Below are 18996 nucleotides of genomic sequence, written 5' to 3' on the forward strand. Positions count from 1 at the left end.
GCTTCCCTTCCTCCACCAGCGGTTTCGGAAAAGCAAAATAAAAGAAGAAAAACTGGGTAGCGCGGTACATGGTTTTCAAATCCTAGCACAGTCACGGGCGCCTGCCAAACGCTGCGGCCATCGGTACGCGGCGAACGTGGCGCCAAGACGACACTATTACTGGCCTCGCGTTACTGGCCTACTGGCCTACTGGCCTCGCGCCAAGCCTGGCCTGGCCTGGCCTCGCCCAGCCCGGGCCAGGCCAGGCCAGGCCAGGCGCCGGTTTGCCAGCCAGTGCAGCCGCCTTGCCGTGCAGCGGGGCCTAGGCTTGCGCCGTGCCGCCCACCGTCAGGCCGTCCATGCGCACCGTCGGCATGCCCACGCCGACCGGCACGCTCTGCCCTTCCTTGCCGCAGGTGCCGACGCCCGAATCCAGCTGCAGATCATTGCCGATCATGCTGACGCGGTTCATGGCGTCGGGGCCGTTGCCGATAAGCGTGGCGCCCTTGACCGGATAGGTGATCTTGCCATTTTCGATCATGTAGGCTTCGGACGCGGAAAAGACGAACTTGCCGCTGGTGATGTCCACCTGGCCGCCGCCGAAATTGACCGCGTACAGGCCCTTCTTGACCGAGGCGACGATGCCCGCGGGGTCTTCCTTGCCCGCCAGCATGTAGGTATTGGTCATGCGCGGCATGGGCAGGTGCGCGAAGGATTCGCGCCGGCCGTTGCCGGTGACCGCGGTCTTCATCAGGCGCGCGTTGGTCGAGTCTTGCATGTAGCCGCGCAGCACGCCGTCTTCGATGAGCACGTTGCGCTGGGTCGGATTGCCCTCGTCGTCGATGTTCAGCGAGCCGCGGCGATCGGCCAGGGTGCCGTCGTCGATGACGGTTACGCCCTTGGAGGCGACGCGCTGCCCGATGCGTCCGGCGAATACGCTCGAGCCCTTGCGGTTGAAGTCGCCTTCCAGCCCGTGCCCCACCGCCTCGTGCAGCAAAATGCCGGGCCAGCCCGAGCCCAGCACCACGGTCATTTCGCCGGCCGGCGCCGGCCGGGCCTGGAGGTTGATCGAGGCCTCGTGCACCGCGTGCTTTACATAAGAGCGCAGTATGTCGTCGGTGAAGTAGGCCAGCCCTACCCGGCCGCCGCCGCCGCCGTGGCCCATTTCGCGGCGCCCGCCGTGCTCGGCGATTACGGTAAGGGACAGGCGCACCAGCGGCCGCACGTCGGCCATCAGGCGGCCGTCGCTGCCGGCCACCAGGATCACGTCGTATTCGGCGCCCAGGCCGGCCATGACCTGGATGATGCGCGGGTCGGCCTTGCGCGCCATGGCCTCGACGCGTTCCAGCAGGGCCACCTTGTCGGGCGCCGGCAGTGTGTTCAAGGGGTCTATGGGCGCATACAGGCCATGCCCGGCCGGCGGCTGCGCCGCCGTAACCTTGCGCCGCCCGCTGCCCTGGCGGCCGATGCTGCGCACCGTGCGCGCCGCCGACAGCAGCGCGTCGGCCGACAGCACGTCGGAATACGCGAAGGCCGTTTTCTCGCCGCTGACCGCACGCACCCCGACGCCCTGGCCGATGGAGAAGCTGCCGGTCTTGACCATGCCTTCTTCGAGGCTCCAGCCCTCGCTGCGGGTGTACTGGAAGTACAGGTCGGCATAATCGACCGAATGGGTGCAGATTTCACCCAGGGCGCGGGCCATGTCGGATTCGGACAGGCCCCAGGGCTCGAGCAGGACGGAACGTGCGGTGGCCAGGGCCTGGATGGCGGGATCGGTAGGTTTCATGATGCGGCTTGCGGGTTTTGCCATATGTCACATGGTGCGGTGTTTCAGGGCGGGTAGCGAGGCGCGTACTTCGGCCAGGCGCTGCTGGTCGATGACGCCGGCGGCCACGCCCGGGCCTTCGGGGCACTCGTCGATAATCTCGCCCCATGGATCTATTAGAACAGAATGGCCCCAGGTGCGCCGCCCATTTTCGTGCTTGCCGCCCTGGGCCGGGGCCAGCACGTAGCACTGGTTCTCGATGGCCCGGGCCTTGAGCAGGATTTCCCAGTGCGCCGAGCCGGTGGTGTAGGTAAAGGCCGCGGGCACCAGTATCAGGCTCAGTTCCCCCATTGCCCGATACAGTTCGGGAAAGCGCAGGTCGTAGCAGATCGACAGCCCCACTTTGCCGCAAGGAGCGTCGAAAGACTGGGGCGTATTCGAGCCGGGGCGGATGGACACCGACTCGTCATAGGACTCTTCGCCCTTGCGGAAGCCGAACAGGTGGATCTTGTCGTAGCGCGCCACGCACTCGCCGTCGGGGCCGTAGACCAGGCTGGTGTTGTAGATGCGATCCGCGTCGGGGCTGGCCAGCGGCAGCGTGCCCCCCACCAGCCAGACGCGGTGGCGTTCGGCCTGCTGGCGCAGGAAATCCTGGATCGGGCCCTGCCCCGGCTGTTCCTTCATTTGCACCTTGTCGGTATCGCGCCGCCCCATCAGGCAGAAATATTCGGGCAGGGCAATCAGTTCCGCACCCTGGCCTGCGGCACGCTCGATCAGGCCGGCGGCCTGGTCGCGATTGCTGGGCCAATCGGCGGCCGATACGGTTTGGACGGCTGCCACGCGAAACTCAGGTTTGATCGTCATGTTGCACTCGTGTTAGTAGAAGGCGGAGCCGGCCCATCGCGGCACGACCCCATCATTGACTATTTGGGGCCGAGAATACAAGTTTACAAGTATGTGCACGGCCTGCAAGACAGCGGCCTGCAAGACAGCCGTGTTTTTCATGTTTCGCAAAACCCGCGTTGCATCGCGCCCGCCATATGCCCGCCCGCAGGCGGGCCCCAAACTGCGCAGCCGCCTATTACTCGCATTACCTTATTCTGTAACACACAAATAGAAAATAAAAAATAATCCTTAAAGCGGGCGGAAAATCATTCAGTTAATGCTAACATTTGGGGCATGAATAAGAGTTCGGCGCCAGTGGGGGGTTTATGCGCACGAATCCATTATCCATTTTCAAACTTAGCGGCGCTACTCGCGCAACTCCCAGAGTTTCCCAGATGAACCGGCAGCCGCAGGCCTTGCATATCATTGCCCCCGATATTCAATGCATGGCTTGCGTATGGCGGCGAAACCATGGAAACCAGGGGTAAAGCTATTTTTTTCAACGACATCAACTGATTCTTCACACAGGAATACAGCATGCCACGTGACTCATACGCCACCCTCAAGTCGAAAATCGAAAAAGAAATCGTCAAGCTGCAGAAAAAGGCTCACGATCTACGTGTGAAGCGCCGCGCCCCGGTAATCGAGTCGATTATCCGTTCCATGCACGAGTACGATATTTCTCCGCAAGAAATCATCGACGCATTCGGCCGCAAGAAAGCCGGCAAAACCGCCAAGACGGGCACCAGGGCCGGCGCCAAGCCCGCCGCCAAGAAGGTCGTGCAAATCAAGTATCGCCATCCCGACACGGGCGAGACCTGGACGGGCCGCGGCAAATCGCCGCGCTGGATACTGGCCGCCGAAGCCGAAGGCCGCAAGCGCGACGAATTCCTGGTCGAATAAGCAGAAGGCCACGTCCCCTGCCGCTGCGCCAGCGCGGGGACGCAAAACCGGCGCAGTTCTTTTGCGCGCCCCTCGGGGCGCGCAGCGCTGGCAAGTGCGCGTCAGTAATTGTCCATCGGGTAATTGATATCGCGCACTTGCCCATTATTGCCGGGAAAGCCGTCGAATACCGCTCGGGCCAAGTATGGCATGAGCATCTGCAGGTCGTTTCCGCCGCTGACGCTGACCGCGCTGCTGCGGTAAACCTCGGCGTCATGGTTGCTCTTGTCCTTAATGGTAACCGTCAGCGTATTACGGTAAGCCGGCACCGGCACGTCGACCACCGCCGCCCCGCCATAATATCCCGGCCCCCACGGCCCATAATAACCGCCCCAGTAACCGCCCCAGCCAGGGCCGGAATAATAATACGGAGCGGGTGCAAAACGCTGCACCCAGGCCTGCATCGGGGCGCTCGAATATGTGAATCCCACATCGAAACGCGCGCTCGAGGTATGCGATTCCACCAGGCCCGTAGGCCCTATGGCGGCACGCAGCATATCGGCAAACGACTGGTACTGCAGATTATTTCTTTGCGCCGCGTCGGGCACGATGCGATAGGTCTGGCCCTGCACATTTCCGGGCCAGCGCTGATATGAAGTCACACGCGCGGAAATAGTGGACACGCAGCCGCTGAGCAGCAGCGCGGCCAGCACCAAAGCCGCGCGCGGCGCCCCTGATCTCAGCGCCCTGATGGGTTCCAGTATTTTCAACATAATGTTACCTCTGTGCTCTTTGTGCTTACAGCTATGGGCCGGCCGCCTGCCGCGTCCGCGGCCCTGGCGAATATTCCTGGAATACCGGCAGCCGCGCCGCCTCGCGGGCGCCGCACGGCCACGCTTGCGCGGCTCGCGGGCACGAGCCCCGTAGTCCTGAGACAGCTCGTAAGCGGAAAAGGTTGCATTGCCGTGAGCCGGCTGCCACTACAATAGCAGCAATATTCAAACTACGGCCGGCGCACCCCGAGCCCACCCAGAGGGCGGGCAGCCTGTTACGCAAAAACGCTATGCGCCGGCCATTTCCATAGATCATAGATTATCGCCACTGGCAGATTCCCGCATGCGATCCGATATTCCCACCACGATTTCCCGGCTGGACTACCAGCCCTACCCTTATCTGCTGCCGAACGTAGAACTGGAGTTCGATCTGGACGCCGCAGCCACCAAAGTCAGCGCGCGCTTGCACTTCCAGCGCAAGCCCGATGCCGCAGCCGACCTGCCGCTGGTACTGGACGGCTCCGAGCTCGAGCTGGTGTCGGTGGCCATCGACGGCCAGGCGCTGCGCGCCGATCAATATGAACTAAGCGGCGAAACCCTGCGCCTGTTCCCGCGCTCGGCGGCTTTTGTGGTCGAAATCACCAGTCTCTGCAAGCCGGCCGAAAATTCCTCGCTCATGGGGCTGTACGTATCGGGCGCCAGCCTGTTCACGCAGTGCGAGGCGGAAGGCTTTCGCCGCATCACCTGGTTTCCGGACCGCCCCGACGTCATGTCGCGCTACCGGGTCACGCTGCGCGCCGACAAAAGCCGCTATCCGCTGCTGCTGTCCAACGGCAATCTGCTGCAAAGCCGTGATCTGGACGACGGCCGCCACGAGGCCGTCTGGGAAGACCCGCATCCCAAGCCCTGCTACCTGTTCGCCCTGGTGGCCGGCGGCTTCGCCTGCCGCGAACAAACGATACGCACCCGCAGCGGCCGCGAGGCCCTGCTGCAGGTCTACAGCGACCCGGAATCGCGCGACAAGACCGAATGGGCGCTGGAATCGCTGGCCCGCGCGGTGCGCTGGGACGAACAGCGCTTCGGCCTGGAACTCGACCTGGATCGCTTCATGGTCGTGGCGGCGCGCGACTTCAATATGGGCGCCATGGAAAACAAGGGCCTGAACATCTTCAATTCGGCCTATGTGCTGGCGGACGCCGAAAGCGCCACCGACGCCAGCTTCCGGGCCATCGAGGCGGTGATCGGGCACGAATACTTCCATAACTGGACCGGCAACCGGGTCACCTGCCGCGACTGGTTCCAGCTGTCCCTGAAAGAAGGCCTGACGGTCTTCCGCGACCAGGAATTCTCGGCCGACATGCTGGCGGCCGACCTGCCCGAGGCCGAGGCCCGCAGCGCGCGCGCCGTCAAGCGTATCGACGATGTCACTACACTGCGCATCGCCCAGTTTCCCGAGGACGCCGGCCCGATGGCGCACCCGATACGCCCCGAAAGCTACCAGGAAATCGGCAACTTCTATACCGCAACCGTGTACGAGAAAGGCGCCGAGGTCATACGCATGCAGCACACGCTGCTGGGCGAGGCGGGCTTCCGTGCCGGGCTCGAAGAATATTTCCGCCGCCACGACGGCTCGGCCGTCACCTGCGACGATTTCGTCGCGGCCATGGAATCGGTCTACGCACGCCAGCATCCCGGCAAGAATTTCGAGGTGTTCCGCCGCTGGTATTCCCAGGCCGGCACGCCGCGCGTCCAGGTCAAGATGGACTACGACCAGGCGCTGGGCCGCTGCACGATTACGCTGAGCCAGCACTGCGAGCCCGCCGGCATCGAGAAGCTGCAGGTGCCGCCGGCCGCCAAGCCGCCGCTGCACATCCCGTTCGCCCTCGGCCTGCTGGGCCGCGAGGGGCAGGCCCTAAGCCTGCAGCACGAAGGCCAGGCGCGCGACACGGTGCTGCTCGACCTTACCGCCGCCAGCCAAAGCTGGAGCTTCGACGGCATCCCCGAACGCCCCGTGCCGTCGCTGCTGCGCAATTTCTCGGCGCCCGTCATCGTCGAATACCCGTACAGCGACGCCGAACTGACGCTGCTGGCCGGGCACGACACCGACCCCTTTGCCCGTTGGGAAGCCGGCCAGGAGCTGGCCATGCGCCAGTTGCTGGCGCTGGTGGCAGCGATCCAGGCCGGCCAGCCGCCGCGGGTCGACCCCGGTTTCGTGCAGGTCTGGCACGCGCTGCTCGACGACAAGACGCTTTCGCCCGCCTACCAGGCGCGCGCCCTGACACTGCCGGCGGAAAAAATCCTGCTCGAGCGCACCTCGCCCATGGATCCGCAGGCCGTGGCGCACGCACGCGCCGAACTGCGCGGCGTACTGGGCGCGGAACTGGGCTCGTCGTGGCTACGCATCTACCAAGAGTGCGCCGACGAACCGCAGGAATACCACCCGGACGCCCTGCAGGCCGGGCGGCGCGCGCTGCAAAACCTGGCACTCAGCTACCTGATGGCCGGCGCCCACCCGCAGGCGCCCAAACTGGCGCTCGACCAGTACTACGAGGCCGCCAACATGACCGACCGCATGGGCGGCCTGTCGGCTCTGGTCAATTTTTCGGATACGCCCGCCGCCACGCAGGCACTGGGCCATTTCTACGAACAGTGGCAGCAAGACCCGCTGGTGGTGGATCGCTGGTTCACCTTGCAGGCCACCGCCCCCACCACCAGCGTGGAAGCCGTGCGCGCCCTGATGCTGCACCCCGCATTCACCCTGCGCAACCCGAACCGCGCCCGCTCGCTGATCTTCCAGTTCTGCATGAACAATCTGCAAGGCGCCCATACGCCCGAAGGCTATCAGTTCTGGGCCGAACAGGTGGTGGCGCTGGATCGCATCAACCCCGAAATCGCCGCCCGGCTGGCGCGCGCCTTCGACAACTGGGCACGCTACGTACCGGCCAATCGCGACGCCATCCGCCAGGCGCTGGAAACCATACAGTCGCACAGCCCGCTGTCGCGCAACGTGTCCGAAATCATTACCAAAGCCCTGAAGATCTGACCGGGAGCCCCACTTGAAACGCAAGACTACCCTTACTCAATACCTCGTCGAACAGCAGCGCAAGAAACAGGCCGTGTCGGCCGAGGTACGGCTGCTCATCGAAACCGTGGCGCGGGCCTGCAAGGCCATCGGCCACGCCGTGGGCAAGGGAGCCCTGGGCGGCGTCCTGGGCAGCCTGGAAACCGAAAACGTGCAGGGCGAAGTACAGAAAAAGCTGGACGTGCTGTCCAATGAAATTTTGCTGGAAGCCAATGAATGGGGTGGCCACCTCGCGGCCATGGCGTCCGAAGAAATGGAGACCATCTACCACATCCCCAACCGCTATCCCAAGGGCGAATACCTGCTGCTGTTCGATCCGCTGGACGGCTCGTCCAATATCGACGTCAATGTGTCGATCGGCACCATCTTCTCGGTGCTGCGCGCGCCGCACCATTCCTCGGGCCGTGCCGTGGACGAGCAGGACTTCCTGCAGGCCGGCAAAGAGCAGGTCGCGGCCGGCTATGCGGTCTACGGCCCGCAAAGCATGCTGGTGCTGACGGTAGGCGCGGGCGTGGTGGGCTTCACGCTGGATCGCGAAATGGGCTCGTGGGTGCTTACCCACGACAACATCACCATTCCCGAGCAAACCAGTGAATTCGCCATCAATATGTCGAACATGCGCCACTGGGAAACCCCCGTGCGGCGCTATATCGACGAGTGCCTGGCCGGCAAGACCGGCCCGCTCGGCAAAGACTACAACATGCGCTGGATCGCCTCGATGGTGGCCGACGTGCACCGCATCCTGAGCCGCGGCGGCATCTTCATGTACCCGCGCGATGCGCGCCCGTCGGGGCGCGCCGGCAAGCTGCGCATCATGTACGAGGCCAACCCCATGAGCTTCATCGTCGAACAGGCCGGCGGCGCAGCCACCGACGGCGCGCGGCGCATACTCGACATTCAGCCCGAAGCGCTGCACCAGCGGGTGGGCGTGGTGCTGGGTTCGCGCGCCGAGGTCGAGCGCGTGCAGCGCTACCACCAGGATCAGGCCTGAAGAACCGGCGGCCGGCAATCGGGTAGCCCAGCGAACCGGCGACCGGCGATCGGGTAACCCATCAGCCCAGCGATCCGGCGGCCCGACCGCCCGGCGGGCGCCGCCGGGCCAGGCAGAATCGGGCGGAACCGAGGCAAGCCCGACCCAGCACGGCACCGGACGATCAGTCCAGTGTGAACACCGTGGCGCCGGTGGTCTTGCGGTTGGTCAGCGCGACGTGCGCCGCGCCGGCGTCGGCCAGGGCGAAGCGCTGGCCGATATGAACCTGGATCTGCTTCTTGGCGACCAGGCCGAAAAGTTCGGCCGCGGCGGCCTTGAGCTTGGCGTAGGTGGCCACGTGGGTGCCCAGCTTGGGCCGCGTCACGTACAGCGAGCCCTTGGCCGCCAGTATGCCCAGGTTCACGCCCTCGACCGGGCCCGAAGCATTGCCGAAGCTGACCATCAGGCCGCGCGGCTGCAGGCAGTCCAGCGAGGCGAGCCAGGTGTCTTTGCCCACGCCGTCGTAGACCACGGGCACTTTCTTGCCCTTGGTCAGTTCCAGCACGCGCTCGACCACATTCTCACGCGAGTAATCGATGACTTCCCAGGCGCCGTTCTCTTTGGCCAGCGCGGCCTTTTCCGGGCTGGACGCGGTACCGATCAGCTTGACGCCCAGCGCCCTGGCCCACTGGCAGGCGATCAGCCCGACACCGCCGGCGGCGGCATGGAACAATATCGTCTCGGTGCCTTGCAGGCGATAGGTCTGGCGGAACAGGTACTGTACCGTAAGCCCCTTGAGCATCAGGGCGGCGGCCTCTTCGAAGCTGACGCCGCGCGGAATCTTGACGACCTGGTCGGCGGGCACGTTGCGCACCTCGGCATAGGCGCCTATGGGGCTCTGGCCATACGCCACCCGGTCGCCGACCTTCAGGTGGCGCACGTCGGCGCCCACCGCCTCGACCACGCCGGCGCCCTCGGAGCCCAGGCCATGCGGCAGCGGCTGCTTGTACAGGCCGGTTCTGAAATAAGTGTCGATGAAATTCAGCCCTATCGCCTTCTGCCGTATCGTGACCTCATTGCCCTGCGGCGCGGGCACCGACACCGTCACCAGCTGCAGCACTTCCGGGCCGCCGTGCTCTTCGATGCGTATGGCTTTCGATTGGATTTCCAACATGGACTCCTTGATTGGGTATTGACTGGATGTTGAAGGGTTGTTGAAGCGTTGTTTCGCTGGACACGAGGATCTTCGGCCGGAACCGTAAACAACCCCGCGCACGCATGGCAAATGATGCGGCGTAAGTTTAATGCCGCGCGCCCCCGAAAAACCGGGAAACTCGCGGCATCGACCCACTCTTTTCTCTTTGGCAGCCTGTGGGCAAGCCCCCGCGCCGCGGATCAGGCGCGCTCGACCTGCTCGGCCACCGCCTTGCCCACCTCCGCGGTACTGGCGCTGCCCTTGAGGTCGGCGGTGCGCGGGCCGTTTTCCAGCACCGCCTCGACCGCCCGCAGCACACCCTGCGAGGCTTCGGGGTAGCCCAGGAAATCCAGCATCAGCGCGCCGCTCCAGATCTGCCCTATGGGGTTGGCCACGCCGCGGCCGGCGATGTCGGGCGCCGAGCCGTGCACCGGCTCGAACAGCGAGGGGAAGCGGCGCTCGGGATTGAGATTGGCCGAGGGCGCGATGCCTATGGTGCCGGTGCAGGCCGGCCCCAGGTCGGACAGAATGTCGCCGAACAGGTTGGAGGCCACCACCACGTCGAACCAGTCGGGGTGCTGCACGAAATGCGCGCACAGGATGTCGATGTGGAACTTGTCCCAGCGCACCTCGGGATGGCGCTGGCCCGCGGCGGCCACGCGCTCGTCCCACCAGGGCATGGAAATCGAAATGCCGTTGGACTTGGTGGCGGCCGTAACGTGCTTGCCGCGCTTGCGCGCCAGCTCGAAGGCGAAGTTCAGCACGCGGTCGGCGCCGACCCGGGTGAAGACACTTTCCTGGATCACCACTTCGCGCTCGGTACCTTCGAACAGGCGGCCGCCGCTGTTGGAATATTCGCCTTCGGTATTCTCGCGAACGATGAAGAAATCGATCTCGCCGGGGCGCCGGCCGGCCAGCGGCGAGGTCACGCCGGGCATCAGCCGCACGGGGCGCAGATTGATGTACTGGTCGAATTCGCGGCGGAACTTGAACAGCGATTCCCACAGGGCGACATGGTCGGGCACGGTCTCGGGCCAGCCTATGGCGCCGAAGAAGATCGCCTCGTGGCCGCCGATGCGCTCTTTCCAGTCGGCCGGCATCATGCGCCCGTGGCGTGCGTAATAGTCGCAGCTCCAGTCCAGCTCGTCCCAGTCGAAGCGGATGCCGTAGCGCCGCGCCGCGGCCTCCAGCACCCGGATGCCCTCGGGCATGACTTCCTTGCCTATGCCGTCGCCGGCGATCACTGCGATTTTATGTATCTTGGACACGCTGTTTCCTCTTGCGCGGGTTGAAGAGGCGAGCCGCTTTCGCGGGCCCGCGTACGGAATACGAAAAGCAATGCGCAGGCTCGCGGAGCCTTCAATACTTCCAAAACTAATAGCCGCGGTCGCGCGCCACGACGGCCGGAGAGCCGCCGCCTTCCATGGCGAGTATTTTATCGGTGATCTGAACCACCGCCTCGGCCTGCAGCGTCATGGCCGCGACGTGCGGGGTGACGATGACGCGCGGGTGCCCCCAGAACGGGTGTCCGGGCGGCAGCGGCTCGTCGTGGAACACATCCAGCAGGGCGCCGTCCATGCGTCCCTCGTCCAGCAGCGCCAGCAGATCCGCCTCGACCAGATGGCCGCCGCGCGCCGCATTGATCAGGTAGCCGCCGGGCCGCAGGCGTTCGAGATGGGCCCGGTTCAGGATGCCCTCGGTCTGCGGCGTCAGGGGCAGCATATTGACCAGCACCCGGCTGCGCGCCAGGAAGCCGGGTAGCTGCGCGTCGCCCGCATACACCTCGACGCCAGGCAGCTCGCGTGCGCTGCGGGCCCAGCCCGCCACCGGATAGCCCAGGGCCGCGACGGCCTGCGCCACGCGCGTGCCCAGCGCCCCCAGCCCCATGACCCCCACGGGCCAGGCGGCGCGGTCGACGGCAGGCAGCGGCGCCCAGAGTTCCTGGCGCTGCTGCGCCGCATAGTGGTCGAAGCCGCGCGCCGCGCGCAGCAAGCCGTACAACACGTATTCCACCATCTGCACGGCCATGCCGGCATCTTCCAGGCGCAGCACCGCCACGTGGGGCGGCAGCTGCGGCATGTCCATCAGGGCGTCGATGCCCGCTCCCAGATTGAACACGGCCTGCAAGCCCGTCTCGCGCTCGAACAGGGCCGCGGGCGGCTTCCAGACGATGGCGTAGCGCGCGCCCACATACGGGCCCTTGTCGTCCCAGGGGTGGAAGCGCGCCTGCGGCATGGCGGCGGCAAAGGCCGCGCACCAGCTGCTCATGTCCCTGCCCGGGCTGCCGGCGATGACGATCTCCAGGGTCATGGACGCCCCCACGGCGCGGACGAGCCGCAAGGCACAGGTTGTCTGCTTTTTGCAACAATACCGGTATCCGCCATTTTTCTCCTTCCGCTTGCCAAGGCGAGCCGCGCCGCGACTCCGGGCCGGCCGGGGCCGGGCCCGGGACGGCGGTCGCGCCGGCCGCCCCGCGCACTCATAATCCGCCAGTGTAATTCGCCGCGCCGTGCGCCGCATACGCACCCGCCGGCTCGCGGTAAAATCGCTTTTTTCAAGCATTGCGACGACATTCCATGGCCGGACACAGTAAATGGGCGAATATCCAGCACCGCAAAGGTCGCCAGGACGCCAAACGGGGCAAACTCTGGACTAAGATCATCCGGGAAATCACAGTGGCGGCGCGCGCCGGCGGTGCCGACCCGGACGCCAATCCACGCCTGCGCCTGGCCTGGGACAAGGCCACCGCGGCCAATATGCCCAAAGACACCATCCAGCGCGCCATTCAGCGCGGCGCCGGCGGCGCCGACGGCGCCAACTACGAAGAAGTGCGCTACGAGGGCTACGGCGTGGGCGGTGCGGCCGTGCTGGTCGACTGCATGACCGACAACCGCATCCGCACCGTGGCCGAGGTGCGCCACGCCCTGTCCAAGAACGGCGGCAACCTGGGCCAGGAAGGCTCGGTGGCCTTCATGTTCAAACATTGCGGGCAATTCCTGTTCGCCCCCGGCACCTCGGAAGAACAGGTCATGGAAGCGGCGCTCGAGGCCGGTGCCGAAGACGTGCAATCCGACGCCGAGGGCGTGATCGAAGTGGTCTGCCAGCCGTCCGATTACGCCGCCGTGAAGGCGGCCTTCGAGGCGGCCGGGCTCGCGCCCGAGGTTCAGGGCGTGATCATGAAGGCCCTGAACGAAACCGAACTGGTCGGCGAAGACGCCGCCAAAATGCAGAAGCTGCTGGACATACTCGAGGGCCTGGACGATGTCCAGGAGGTCTACACCACCGCGGTGCTGGACGAATCGGCCTAGCGCGACTCCCCGGCCCGCCACCGGGCTCCGAACCGCAGCGGTTCGAGCCCGCCTTTTGATCCACATCAAGCTCTGTTTCCCGACTTCGCCATACAGTAACGGTATTCAAACTCCATCATGAAACTTCTAGTAATAGGCGGCGGCGGCCGCGAGCACGCGCTGGCGTGGCGCCTGGCCCAGTCCCCGCGTGTGCACAAAGTATATGTGGCGCCGGGCAACGGTGGCACCGCCCGCGGCAGCCGGATGCAGAACGTGGATCTCACGCAAATCGACGACCTGATCGACTTTGCGCGCCGTGAAGACGTCGCGCTGACCGTAGTCGGCCCCGAGGCGCCGCTGGCCGCCGGGGTGGTCGACGCCTTCCGCGCCCAGGGGCTGAAGATCTTCGGGCCCACCAAGGCCGCCGCCCAGCTCGAAAGCTCGAAAGACTACGCCAAAGATTTCATGGTGCGGCACCACATCCCCACCGCCGCGTATCGCACATTCACCGACCCGCAGGCGGCCAAGGCCTATATCGACGAACAGGGCGCGCCCATCGTCGTCAAGGCCGACGGCCTGGCGGCCGGCAAGGGCGTGGTGGTCGCCGCCACCGAGGAAGAAGCGAAGCAGGCCGTCGATGCCATGCTCGGCGACGGCTCGCTGGGCGAAGCCGGAGCCCGCGTCGTCATCGAGGAATGCCTGGCCGGCGAGGAAGCCAGCTTCATCGTCATGTGCGACGGCAGCAATGTGCTGGCACTGGCAACCAGCCAGGATCACAAGCGCCTCAAAGACCACGACCAGGGCCCGAACACCGGCGGCATGGGCGCCTATTCGCCGGCGCCCATCGTCACCCCCGCGCTGCACAACCGCATCATGCGCGAGGTGATACTGCCGGCCGTGCAGGGTATGGCCAAGGACGGCCAGCCCTACACCGGCTTCCTGTATGCCGGCCTGATGATAGGCAATGGCCCCGACTCGACCCGCCCGCTCAAAGTGCTGGAATTCAATTGCCGCATGGGCGATCCCGAAACCCAGCCCATCATGATGCGCATCAAGAACGATCTGATCGAGATCTTCGAGAAGGCCGTCGCCGGCAAGCTCGACCAGGCGCACATCGACTGGGACAGGCGCACCGCGCTGGGCGTGGTGCTGGCCGCGCACAATTACCCCGCCACGCCGCGCACCGGCGACGTACTCGGGCCACTGCCCGCGGACACCGAGGACTGCATGGTGTTCCACGCCGGCACCCGCCTCGAGAACGGCACCCTGAAAACCGCCGGCGGCCGAGTGCTGTGCGTCACCGCCCTGGGCGACTCGGTCAAGCGGGCCCAGGCGGCGGCCTATTCCGCCGTACAAAAAATCCAGTTCGATGGCCGGCAATACCGCGGCGACATAGGCTGGCGCGCGCTGCCGCACGGCGACGCCGCGCCCTCCTGACGCCGGCGCCGACCGCCAACCACAAGGAACCCCACGCCCCATGGCCGTATCCGTCCAGTCCGCCCACACCTACTTCCAGGATCTCCAGGCCCGCATCGTGGCCGCGCTAGAACAGGCCGACGGCACGCCGTTCCGTTCCGACGACTGGGCCCGCGCCGAGGGTGGAGGCGGCCTGTCGCGGCTGCTCGAGGGCGGCCCGCTGTTCGAACGCGCCGGCGTGCTGTTCAGCCACGTGCGCGGCAGCGCCCTGCCCCCCTCGGCCAGCGCGCACCGGGGCGAACTGGCCGGACGCGCCTGGCAGGCCATGGGCGTGTCCATGGTGCTGCACCCGCGCAACCCCTACGTACCCACCGTGCACATGAACGTGCGGCTGTTCGTCGCCCCAGCGGCGCCGGGCAGCGACGCTCAGGACGTATTCTGGTTCGGCGGCGGGCTCGACCTGACCCCTTATTATCCGTTCGAGGAAGACGCGCGGCATTTCCACCGCGTCTGCCGCGACGCGGTGCAAGCCTACGGCGAGGACAAATACCCCGCCTACAAGAAATGGTGCGACGAGTACTTCTTTCTCAAGCACCGCGGCGAAACGCGCGGCGTGGGCGGCCTGTTCTTCGACGACCTGAGCGAGCCCGACTTCGACACCTGCTTCGCCCTGGTGCGCTCGGTGGGCGACAGCTTCCTGGAAGCCTATATGCCCATCGTCGAGCAGCGCCGCACGCTGCCCTACGGCGAACGCGAACGCGAATTCCAGGCCTACCGGCGCGGCCGCTACGTGGAATTCAACCTGGTCTTCGACCGCGGCACGCTGTTCGGCCTGCAGTCGGGCGGGCGCACCGAATCCATCCTGCTTTCCATGCCTCCCACGGCGGCGTGGCGCTACGACTGGTCGCCCGAGCCCGGCAGCCCCGAAGCCGCGCTGTACGATTTCCTCAAGCCGCGCGCATGGCTCTGAGGCGCGTCGGCCTGCTGGGAGGCAGTTTCGATCCCGTGCACCTGGCCCACATAGCCCTGGCCCGGGCCGCTTGCGAGCACCTGCGCCTGGACGAACTGCAGCTCATCCCCGCGGCCGACCCCTGGCAGCGCCCGCCACTGGCGGCCGGCGCCCGGCAGCGCCTGGACATGCTGCGCCTGGCGGTCGACGGCCAGGCGCGGCTGCGCGTCAATCCGGTGGAAATCGAACGCGGCGGCAAGACCTACACCATCGACACGCTCGAAGGCCTGCCCGCCGGCCCCGAATACTATTGGATACTGGGCGGCGACCAGCTGCGCAATTTCTGCTCGTGGCACCGCTGGGCGGACATCGTCGCGCTGGTGCGCCTGGCGGTGGCGCAGCGCCCCGGCAGCGGCAGCCAGGTTCCGCGGGAACTGAACGAGGTGCTGCAGGCGCTGAGCCGGCCCGTCGTCGAACTGCCCTTCGAGCCCATGGCGGTGTCGGCGTCCGACATACGCCGCCGCCTGGCAGCCGGCGTATCCACCCAAGGGCTGCTGGACGCGGCGGTGGCGCGCTACATCGCCGAGCATGGGCTCTACCGAACCGGCTCGTTTCAAAACCCCTGACTCACGGTATAGTTCCGTCCATGGATATTCAAAAACTTCAACGCATCGTCGTGGACGCCCTGGAAGACGTCAAGGCGCAAGACATCAAGGTATTCAACACCACCCACATCACCAGCCTGTTCGACCGGGTGGTCATCGCCAGCGGCACCTCCAACCGGCAGACCCGGGCGCTGGCCAACAGCGTGCAGGACAAGGCGCGCGAACTCAAGATCCCCATCGTCGCCTGCGAGGGCGAAGACGCCGGCGAATGGGTGCTGGTCGACCTGGGCGACATCGTGGTGCACTGCATGCAGCCCTCCATCCGCCAGTACTACAACCTGGAAGAAATCTGGGGCGGCAAACCGGTGCGCATGAAGCTGCTGCCGCAGTCCACCGTGCCCAGCCTGGGCGCCTCGTACGACTTCGAGCAGGACTGAATCGCGCGCCCGGCCGCGATCCCCCCCGATACCCATCATGAGCCGCCTGCCACGCCCCCGCCTTTCTGGCAGCGCTACAGGGGGCGCTGCATGAAGCTGCTGGTGCTGGCCGTGGGCGTGCGCATGCCCGCGTGGGTGCAAGACGCGTGGCACGACTATGCGCGGCGCATGCCGCCGGACTGCGCCCTGGAGCTGCGCGAGATCAAGCCCGAGCCGCGCAGCTCGGGCAAGAGCGTCGAGCAAATGATGCAGGCCGAGGCGCGGCGCCTGCAGGCCGCCGTGCCGCCGCAGGCGCTGTGCATCGCCCTGGACGAACGCGGCCGCGACCTGAGCACGGCAAAACTGGCCAGCGAACTGGAACAATGGCGCGCCTCGGGCCGCGACGTGGCCTTCCTGGTGGGCGGCCCCGACGGCCTGGACGCCCAGCTCAAGCAGCGCTGCGCATCACTGCTGCGCCTGTCGTCGCTGACCCTGCCCCACCCCATGGTGCGGGTCATTCTGGCCGAACAGCTGTACCGTGCTTGGGCTATCATGAACAACCACCCCTACCATCGCGCGTGAGTACCTCGTGCAGGCGGCCAGGCAGACATCGCCCCCTGCCGAACCGAACGCCACGCAACAACGGCTAGGCATCTTGTTGAAACGCAGCAATCCCGCCCAAGAGTCACAAAAATCATGACCAGACGCCGTACCAAAATCGTCGCCACCCTGGGCCCGGCCAGCACCGCCCCGGAAAAAATCGAGCAGCTCATCCTCGCCGGCATGGATGTGGCGCGCCTCAATTTTTCCCACGGCAACGCCGCGGATCATCGGCTGCGGGCCGAGACGGTGCGGGAGATCGCCGCCCGGCACGGCCGCTATGTGGCGCTGATGGGCGATCTGCAAGGGCCGAAGATTCGCATCGCGCGCTTCACCCAGGGCAAGGTGATGCTCAAGGAAGGCCAGAAGTTCACCTTGTCCAACCAGCACCCGCCCGATGCCGGCACCGCCAGCATCGTCGGCATCGACTACCCGCCGCTGGTGCGCGACTGCCGCCCGGGCGACGAACTGCTGCTGGACGACGGGCGGGTAGTGCTGGTGGTCGACGAAGTCGAGGAACAGGCGGTGCACACGCACGTCACGGTCGGCGGCCCGCTGTCCAATAACAAGGGCATCAACCGCCGCGGCGGCGGCATCTCGGCGCCCAGCCTCACCGACAAAGACCGCCAAGACATCAAAATCGCGGCCGAACTGGAACTCGACTACGTAGCGGTGTCCTTTCCCCGCTACGGGCGCGACATCGAAGAGGCGCGCCACCTGGTGCGCGCCGCCGGCAGCCCGGCGTGGCTGATCGCCAAGATCGAGCGCGCCGAGGCCGTGGCCGACGACCGGGCGCTGGACGCCCTGATCAAGGCCAGCGACGGCGTCATGGTGGCGCGCGGCGACCTGGGGGTGGAAATCGGCGATGCGCGGCTGGTGGGCATCCAGAAGCGCATCATCCAGCACGCGCGCTCGCACAACAAGCTGGTCATTACGGCCACCCAGATGATGGAATCCATGATCAGCAGCCCGCTGCCCACGCGCGCCGAGGTCTCCGACGTGGCCAATGCCGTGCTCGACTACACCGACGCGGTGATGCTCTCGGCCGAAAGCGCTTCGGGCAAGTACGCGGTCGAGGCAGTGCAGGCCATGGCGCGCATCTGCCTGGGCGCCGAGCAGGAACCGACCACCACCCATTCCAAGCACCGGCTGGGCGAAACCTTCGGCCGCTGCGACGAAACCATCGCCCTGTCGGCCATGTACGCCGCCAATCACTTCCCCGGCGTCAAGGCCATCATCGCCCTTACCGAAAGCGGCCACACACCGCTGATCATGTCGCGCATCCGTTCGGGCGTGCCCATCTACTGCTACACCCGCCACCCCATGACCCAGCGCCGGGCGGCGCTGTTCCGCGGCGTCTACACCGTGCCCTTCGATCCGACCTCGGTCGACCCGGCCCGCCTCAGCGACGTCGCCATCGAATCGCTCAAGCAGCAGGCGCTGCTGAAAAAAGGCGACTGGATCATCCTTACCAAGGGCGACTACTACAGCAACAGCGGCGGCACCAACGGCATGAAGATACTCAAGGTACGCTGAGACGCGGGCCGGCACATCATGTCCTTGCCACCGATATACCTGGCCTCGGCCAGCCCGCGCCGGCGCCAGTTGCTGGAACAGATCGGCATCGTGCACGAGGTGCTGCGGGTGCCGTCGCCCGACGGCGAAGACGAGCCGGTACTCCAGAACGAGGCGCCCGCCGATTACGTGTGCCGCACTGCCCGCGACAAAGCGCTGCGGGCGCGCGACTGGATACGCCGGGAATCGCTGGCGCCGCGGCCGGTGCTGGCGGCCGACACCACGGTCATTCTGGATGGCGACATCCTGGGCAAGCCCGCAGACGCCGGTCATGCGCGCGACATGCTGCGGCGCTTATCCGGCAGTGCCCACGAAGTACGCACCGCCATCGTGCTCGACTGGCAGGGCCGGCTGCAGGAAGACGTATCGGTGACCGAGGTGCGCTTTCGCCCACTGGCCGAGGCTGAAATCGACGCCTACTGCGCCAGCGGCGAGCCGCTGGGCAAGGCCGGCGCCTACGGCATACAGGGCATGGCGGCCATCTTCGTGGCGCACATTTCGGGCAGCTATACCGGTGTAATGGGCCTGCCGCTATTCGAAACCCACCGCCTGCTGCGAGCCTATCTATAGGCCACGGCCCCACAGACTGCGAGCCTACAAGCTATGAACAGCGACAG

At 66.0% G+C, this 18996-nt stretch carries 17 protein-coding genes; 11 read left to right on the plus strand and 6 right to left on the minus strand.

Going from position 1 to position 18996, the window contains the following annotated elements:
* Nucleotides 1–301: 301 nt before the first annotated feature.
* Complete coding sequence (gene tldD, locus CEY11_RS20340; RefSeq protein WP_088605247.1) at nt 302–1765, minus strand: metalloprotease TldD; 1464 nt, start codon at nt 1763–1765, stop codon at nt 302–304.
* A 27-nt stretch (nt 1766–1792) separates the two neighbouring features.
* Nucleotides 1793–2608, minus strand: coding sequence for a carbon-nitrogen hydrolase family protein (locus CEY11_RS20345; RefSeq protein WP_088605248.1), 816 nt, complete (start codon nt 2606–2608; stop codon nt 1793–1795).
* Between the two features lie 558 nt (nt 2609–3166).
* Here CEY11_RS20345 and CEY11_RS20350 point away from each other — a divergent pair.
* Nucleotides 3167–3532 carry an H-NS histone family protein gene (locus tag CEY11_RS20350; protein ID WP_088605249.1) on the plus strand — a complete coding sequence of 122 codons (366 nt, stop codon included), beginning with the start codon at nt 3167–3169 and terminating at the stop codon, nt 3530–3532.
* 101 nt (nt 3533–3633) lie between these two features.
* Here the strand turns inward: CEY11_RS20350 and CEY11_RS20355 are convergent, their stop codons facing one another.
* On the minus strand, nt 3634–4284 hold the full coding sequence (locus CEY11_RS20355) for a DUF4136 domain-containing protein (protein ID WP_088605250.1): 651 nt from the start codon (nt 4282–4284) through the stop codon (nt 3634–3636).
* Nucleotides 4285–4627: 343 nt separating this feature from the next.
* Here CEY11_RS20355 and pepN point away from each other — a divergent pair, with 343 nt between their 5' ends.
* Nucleotides 4628–7327: an aminopeptidase N gene (gene pepN / locus CEY11_RS20360; RefSeq protein ID WP_088605251.1), complete on the plus strand. Its 2700-nt coding sequence runs from the start codon at nt 4628–4630 to the stop codon at nt 7325–7327.
* Nucleotides 7328–7340: 13 nt separating this feature from the next.
* The gene (locus tag CEY11_RS20365; protein WP_088605252.1) at nt 7341–8357 is read left to right on the plus strand and encodes a class 1 fructose-bisphosphatase; all 1017 of its coding nucleotides are present in this window, start codon (nt 7341–7343) and stop codon (nt 8355–8357) included.
* A 163-nt stretch (nt 8358–8520) separates the two neighbouring features.
* Here the strand turns inward: CEY11_RS20365 and CEY11_RS20370 are convergent, their stop codons facing one another.
* The 3 genes from CEY11_RS20370 to CEY11_RS20380 all read right to left on the minus strand — a co-directional run bounded on the left by CEY11_RS20370 (nt 8521) and on the right by CEY11_RS20380 (nt 11841).
* Nucleotides 8521–9510: a quinone oxidoreductase family protein gene (locus CEY11_RS20370; protein WP_088605253.1), complete on the minus strand. Its 990-nt coding sequence runs from the start codon at nt 9508–9510 to the stop codon at nt 8521–8523.
* Between the two features lie 221 nt (nt 9511–9731).
* The gene (locus CEY11_RS20375) at nt 9732–10799 is read right to left on the minus strand and encodes a tartrate dehydrogenase (protein ID WP_088605254.1); all 1068 of its coding nucleotides are present in this window, start codon (nt 10797–10799) and stop codon (nt 9732–9734) included.
* A gap of 106 nt (nt 10800–10905) precedes the next feature.
* Nucleotides 10906–11841, minus strand: a complete 936-nt coding sequence (locus tag CEY11_RS20380) for a 2-hydroxyacid dehydrogenase (RefSeq protein ID WP_408608153.1) — start codon at nt 11839–11841, stop codon at nt 10906–10908.
* Nucleotides 11842–12107: 266 nt separating this feature from the next.
* Between CEY11_RS20380 and CEY11_RS20385 the strand changes: the two genes are divergently transcribed.
* The 8 genes from CEY11_RS20385 to CEY11_RS20420 all read left to right on the plus strand — a co-directional run bounded on the left by CEY11_RS20385 (nt 12108) and on the right by CEY11_RS20420 (nt 18949).
* Complete coding sequence (locus CEY11_RS20385; RefSeq protein ID WP_088605255.1) at nt 12108–12839, plus strand: YebC/PmpR family DNA-binding transcriptional regulator; 732 nt, start codon at nt 12108–12110, stop codon at nt 12837–12839.
* Nucleotides 12840–12956: 117 nt separating this feature from the next.
* Nucleotides 12957–14255 (plus strand): phosphoribosylamine--glycine ligase, encoded by a 1299-nt coding sequence (gene purD / locus CEY11_RS20390; protein ID WP_088605256.1) that lies wholly within the window; start codon nt 12957–12959, stop codon nt 14253–14255.
* Between the two features lie 40 nt (nt 14256–14295).
* Entirely contained in the window at nt 14296–15204 is a 909-nt protein-coding gene (hemF, locus tag CEY11_RS20395; protein WP_088605257.1) for an oxygen-dependent coproporphyrinogen oxidase, read from the plus strand.
* Entirely contained in the window at nt 15195–15809 is a 615-nt protein-coding gene (nadD, locus tag CEY11_RS20400; RefSeq protein ID WP_198958945.1) for a nicotinate (nicotinamide) nucleotide adenylyltransferase, read from the plus strand. Before hemF ends, nadD begins: the two co-directional genes overlap by 10 nt.
* Before the next feature lie 20 nt (nt 15810–15829).
* Nucleotides 15830–16225 carry a ribosome silencing factor gene (gene rsfS, locus CEY11_RS20405; protein WP_088605258.1) on the plus strand — a complete coding sequence of 132 codons (396 nt, stop codon included), beginning with the start codon at nt 15830–15832 and terminating at the stop codon, nt 16223–16225.
* A gap of 90 nt (nt 16226–16315) precedes the next feature.
* The gene (gene rlmH / locus CEY11_RS20410; RefSeq protein ID WP_088605259.1) at nt 16316–16786 is read left to right on the plus strand and encodes a 23S rRNA (pseudouridine(1915)-N(3))-methyltransferase RlmH; all 471 of its coding nucleotides are present in this window, start codon (nt 16316–16318) and stop codon (nt 16784–16786) included.
* Between the two features lie 114 nt (nt 16787–16900).
* Complete coding sequence (gene pyk / locus CEY11_RS20415; protein WP_408608154.1) at nt 16901–18340, plus strand: pyruvate kinase; 1440 nt, start codon at nt 16901–16903, stop codon at nt 18338–18340.
* 18 nt (nt 18341–18358) lie between these two features.
* Complete coding sequence (locus CEY11_RS20420; protein WP_088605261.1) at nt 18359–18949, plus strand: Maf family protein; 591 nt, start codon at nt 18359–18361, stop codon at nt 18947–18949.
* Nucleotides 18950–18996 lie beyond the last annotated feature (47 nt).

This window comes from Candidimonas nitroreducens (assembly GCF_002209565.1).
In the GTDB taxonomy this organism is placed as follows: Bacteria; Pseudomonadota; Gammaproteobacteria; order Burkholderiales; family Burkholderiaceae_B; genus Candidimonas; species Candidimonas nitroreducens.

Bases quoted from the DNA above. Each gene is read 5' to 3' on its own strand.
- tldD (WP_088605247.1), bottom strand. From the start codon at position 1,765: ATGAAACCTACCGATCCCGCCATCCAGGCCCTGGCCACCGCACGTTCC.
- CEY11_RS20345 (WP_088605248.1), bottom strand. From the start codon at position 2,608: ATGACGATCAAACCTGAGTTTCGCGTGGCAGCCGTCCAAACCGTATCG.
- CEY11_RS20350 (WP_088605249.1), top strand. From the start codon at position 3,167: ATGCCACGTGACTCATACGCCACCCTCAAGTCGAAAATCGAAAAAGAA.
- CEY11_RS20355 (WP_088605250.1), bottom strand. From the start codon at position 4,284: ATGTTGAAAATACTGGAACCCATCAGGGCGCTGAGATCAGGGGCGCCG.
- pepN (WP_088605251.1), top strand. From the start codon at position 4,628: ATGCGATCCGATATTCCCACCACGATTTCCCGGCTGGACTACCAGCCC.
- CEY11_RS20370 (WP_088605253.1), bottom strand. From the start codon at position 9,510: ATGTTGGAAATCCAATCGAAAGCCATACGCATCGAAGAGCACGGCGGC.
- CEY11_RS20380 (WP_408608153.1), bottom strand. From the start codon at position 11,841: ATGACCCTGGAGATCGTCATCGCCGGCAGCCCGGGCAGGGACATGAGC.
- CEY11_RS20385 (WP_088605255.1), top strand. From the start codon at position 12,108: ATGGCCGGACACAGTAAATGGGCGAATATCCAGCACCGCAAAGGTCGC.
- purD (WP_088605256.1), top strand. From the start codon at position 12,957: ATGAAACTTCTAGTAATAGGCGGCGGCGGCCGCGAGCACGCGCTGGCG.
- hemF (WP_088605257.1), top strand. From the start codon at position 14,296: ATGGCCGTATCCGTCCAGTCCGCCCACACCTACTTCCAGGATCTCCAG.
- nadD (WP_198958945.1), top strand. From the start codon at position 15,195: ATGGCTCTGAGGCGCGTCGGCCTGCTGGGAGGCAGTTTCGATCCCGTG.
- rsfS (WP_088605258.1), top strand. From the start codon at position 15,830: ATGGATATTCAAAAACTTCAACGCATCGTCGTGGACGCCCTGGAAGAC.
- rlmH (WP_088605259.1), top strand. From the start codon at position 16,316: ATGAAGCTGCTGGTGCTGGCCGTGGGCGTGCGCATGCCCGCGTGGGTG.
- pyk (WP_408608154.1), top strand. From the start codon at position 16,901: ATGACCAGACGCCGTACCAAAATCGTCGCCACCCTGGGCCCGGCCAGC.
- CEY11_RS20420 (WP_088605261.1), top strand. From the start codon at position 18,359: ATGTCCTTGCCACCGATATACCTGGCCTCGGCCAGCCCGCGCCGGCGC.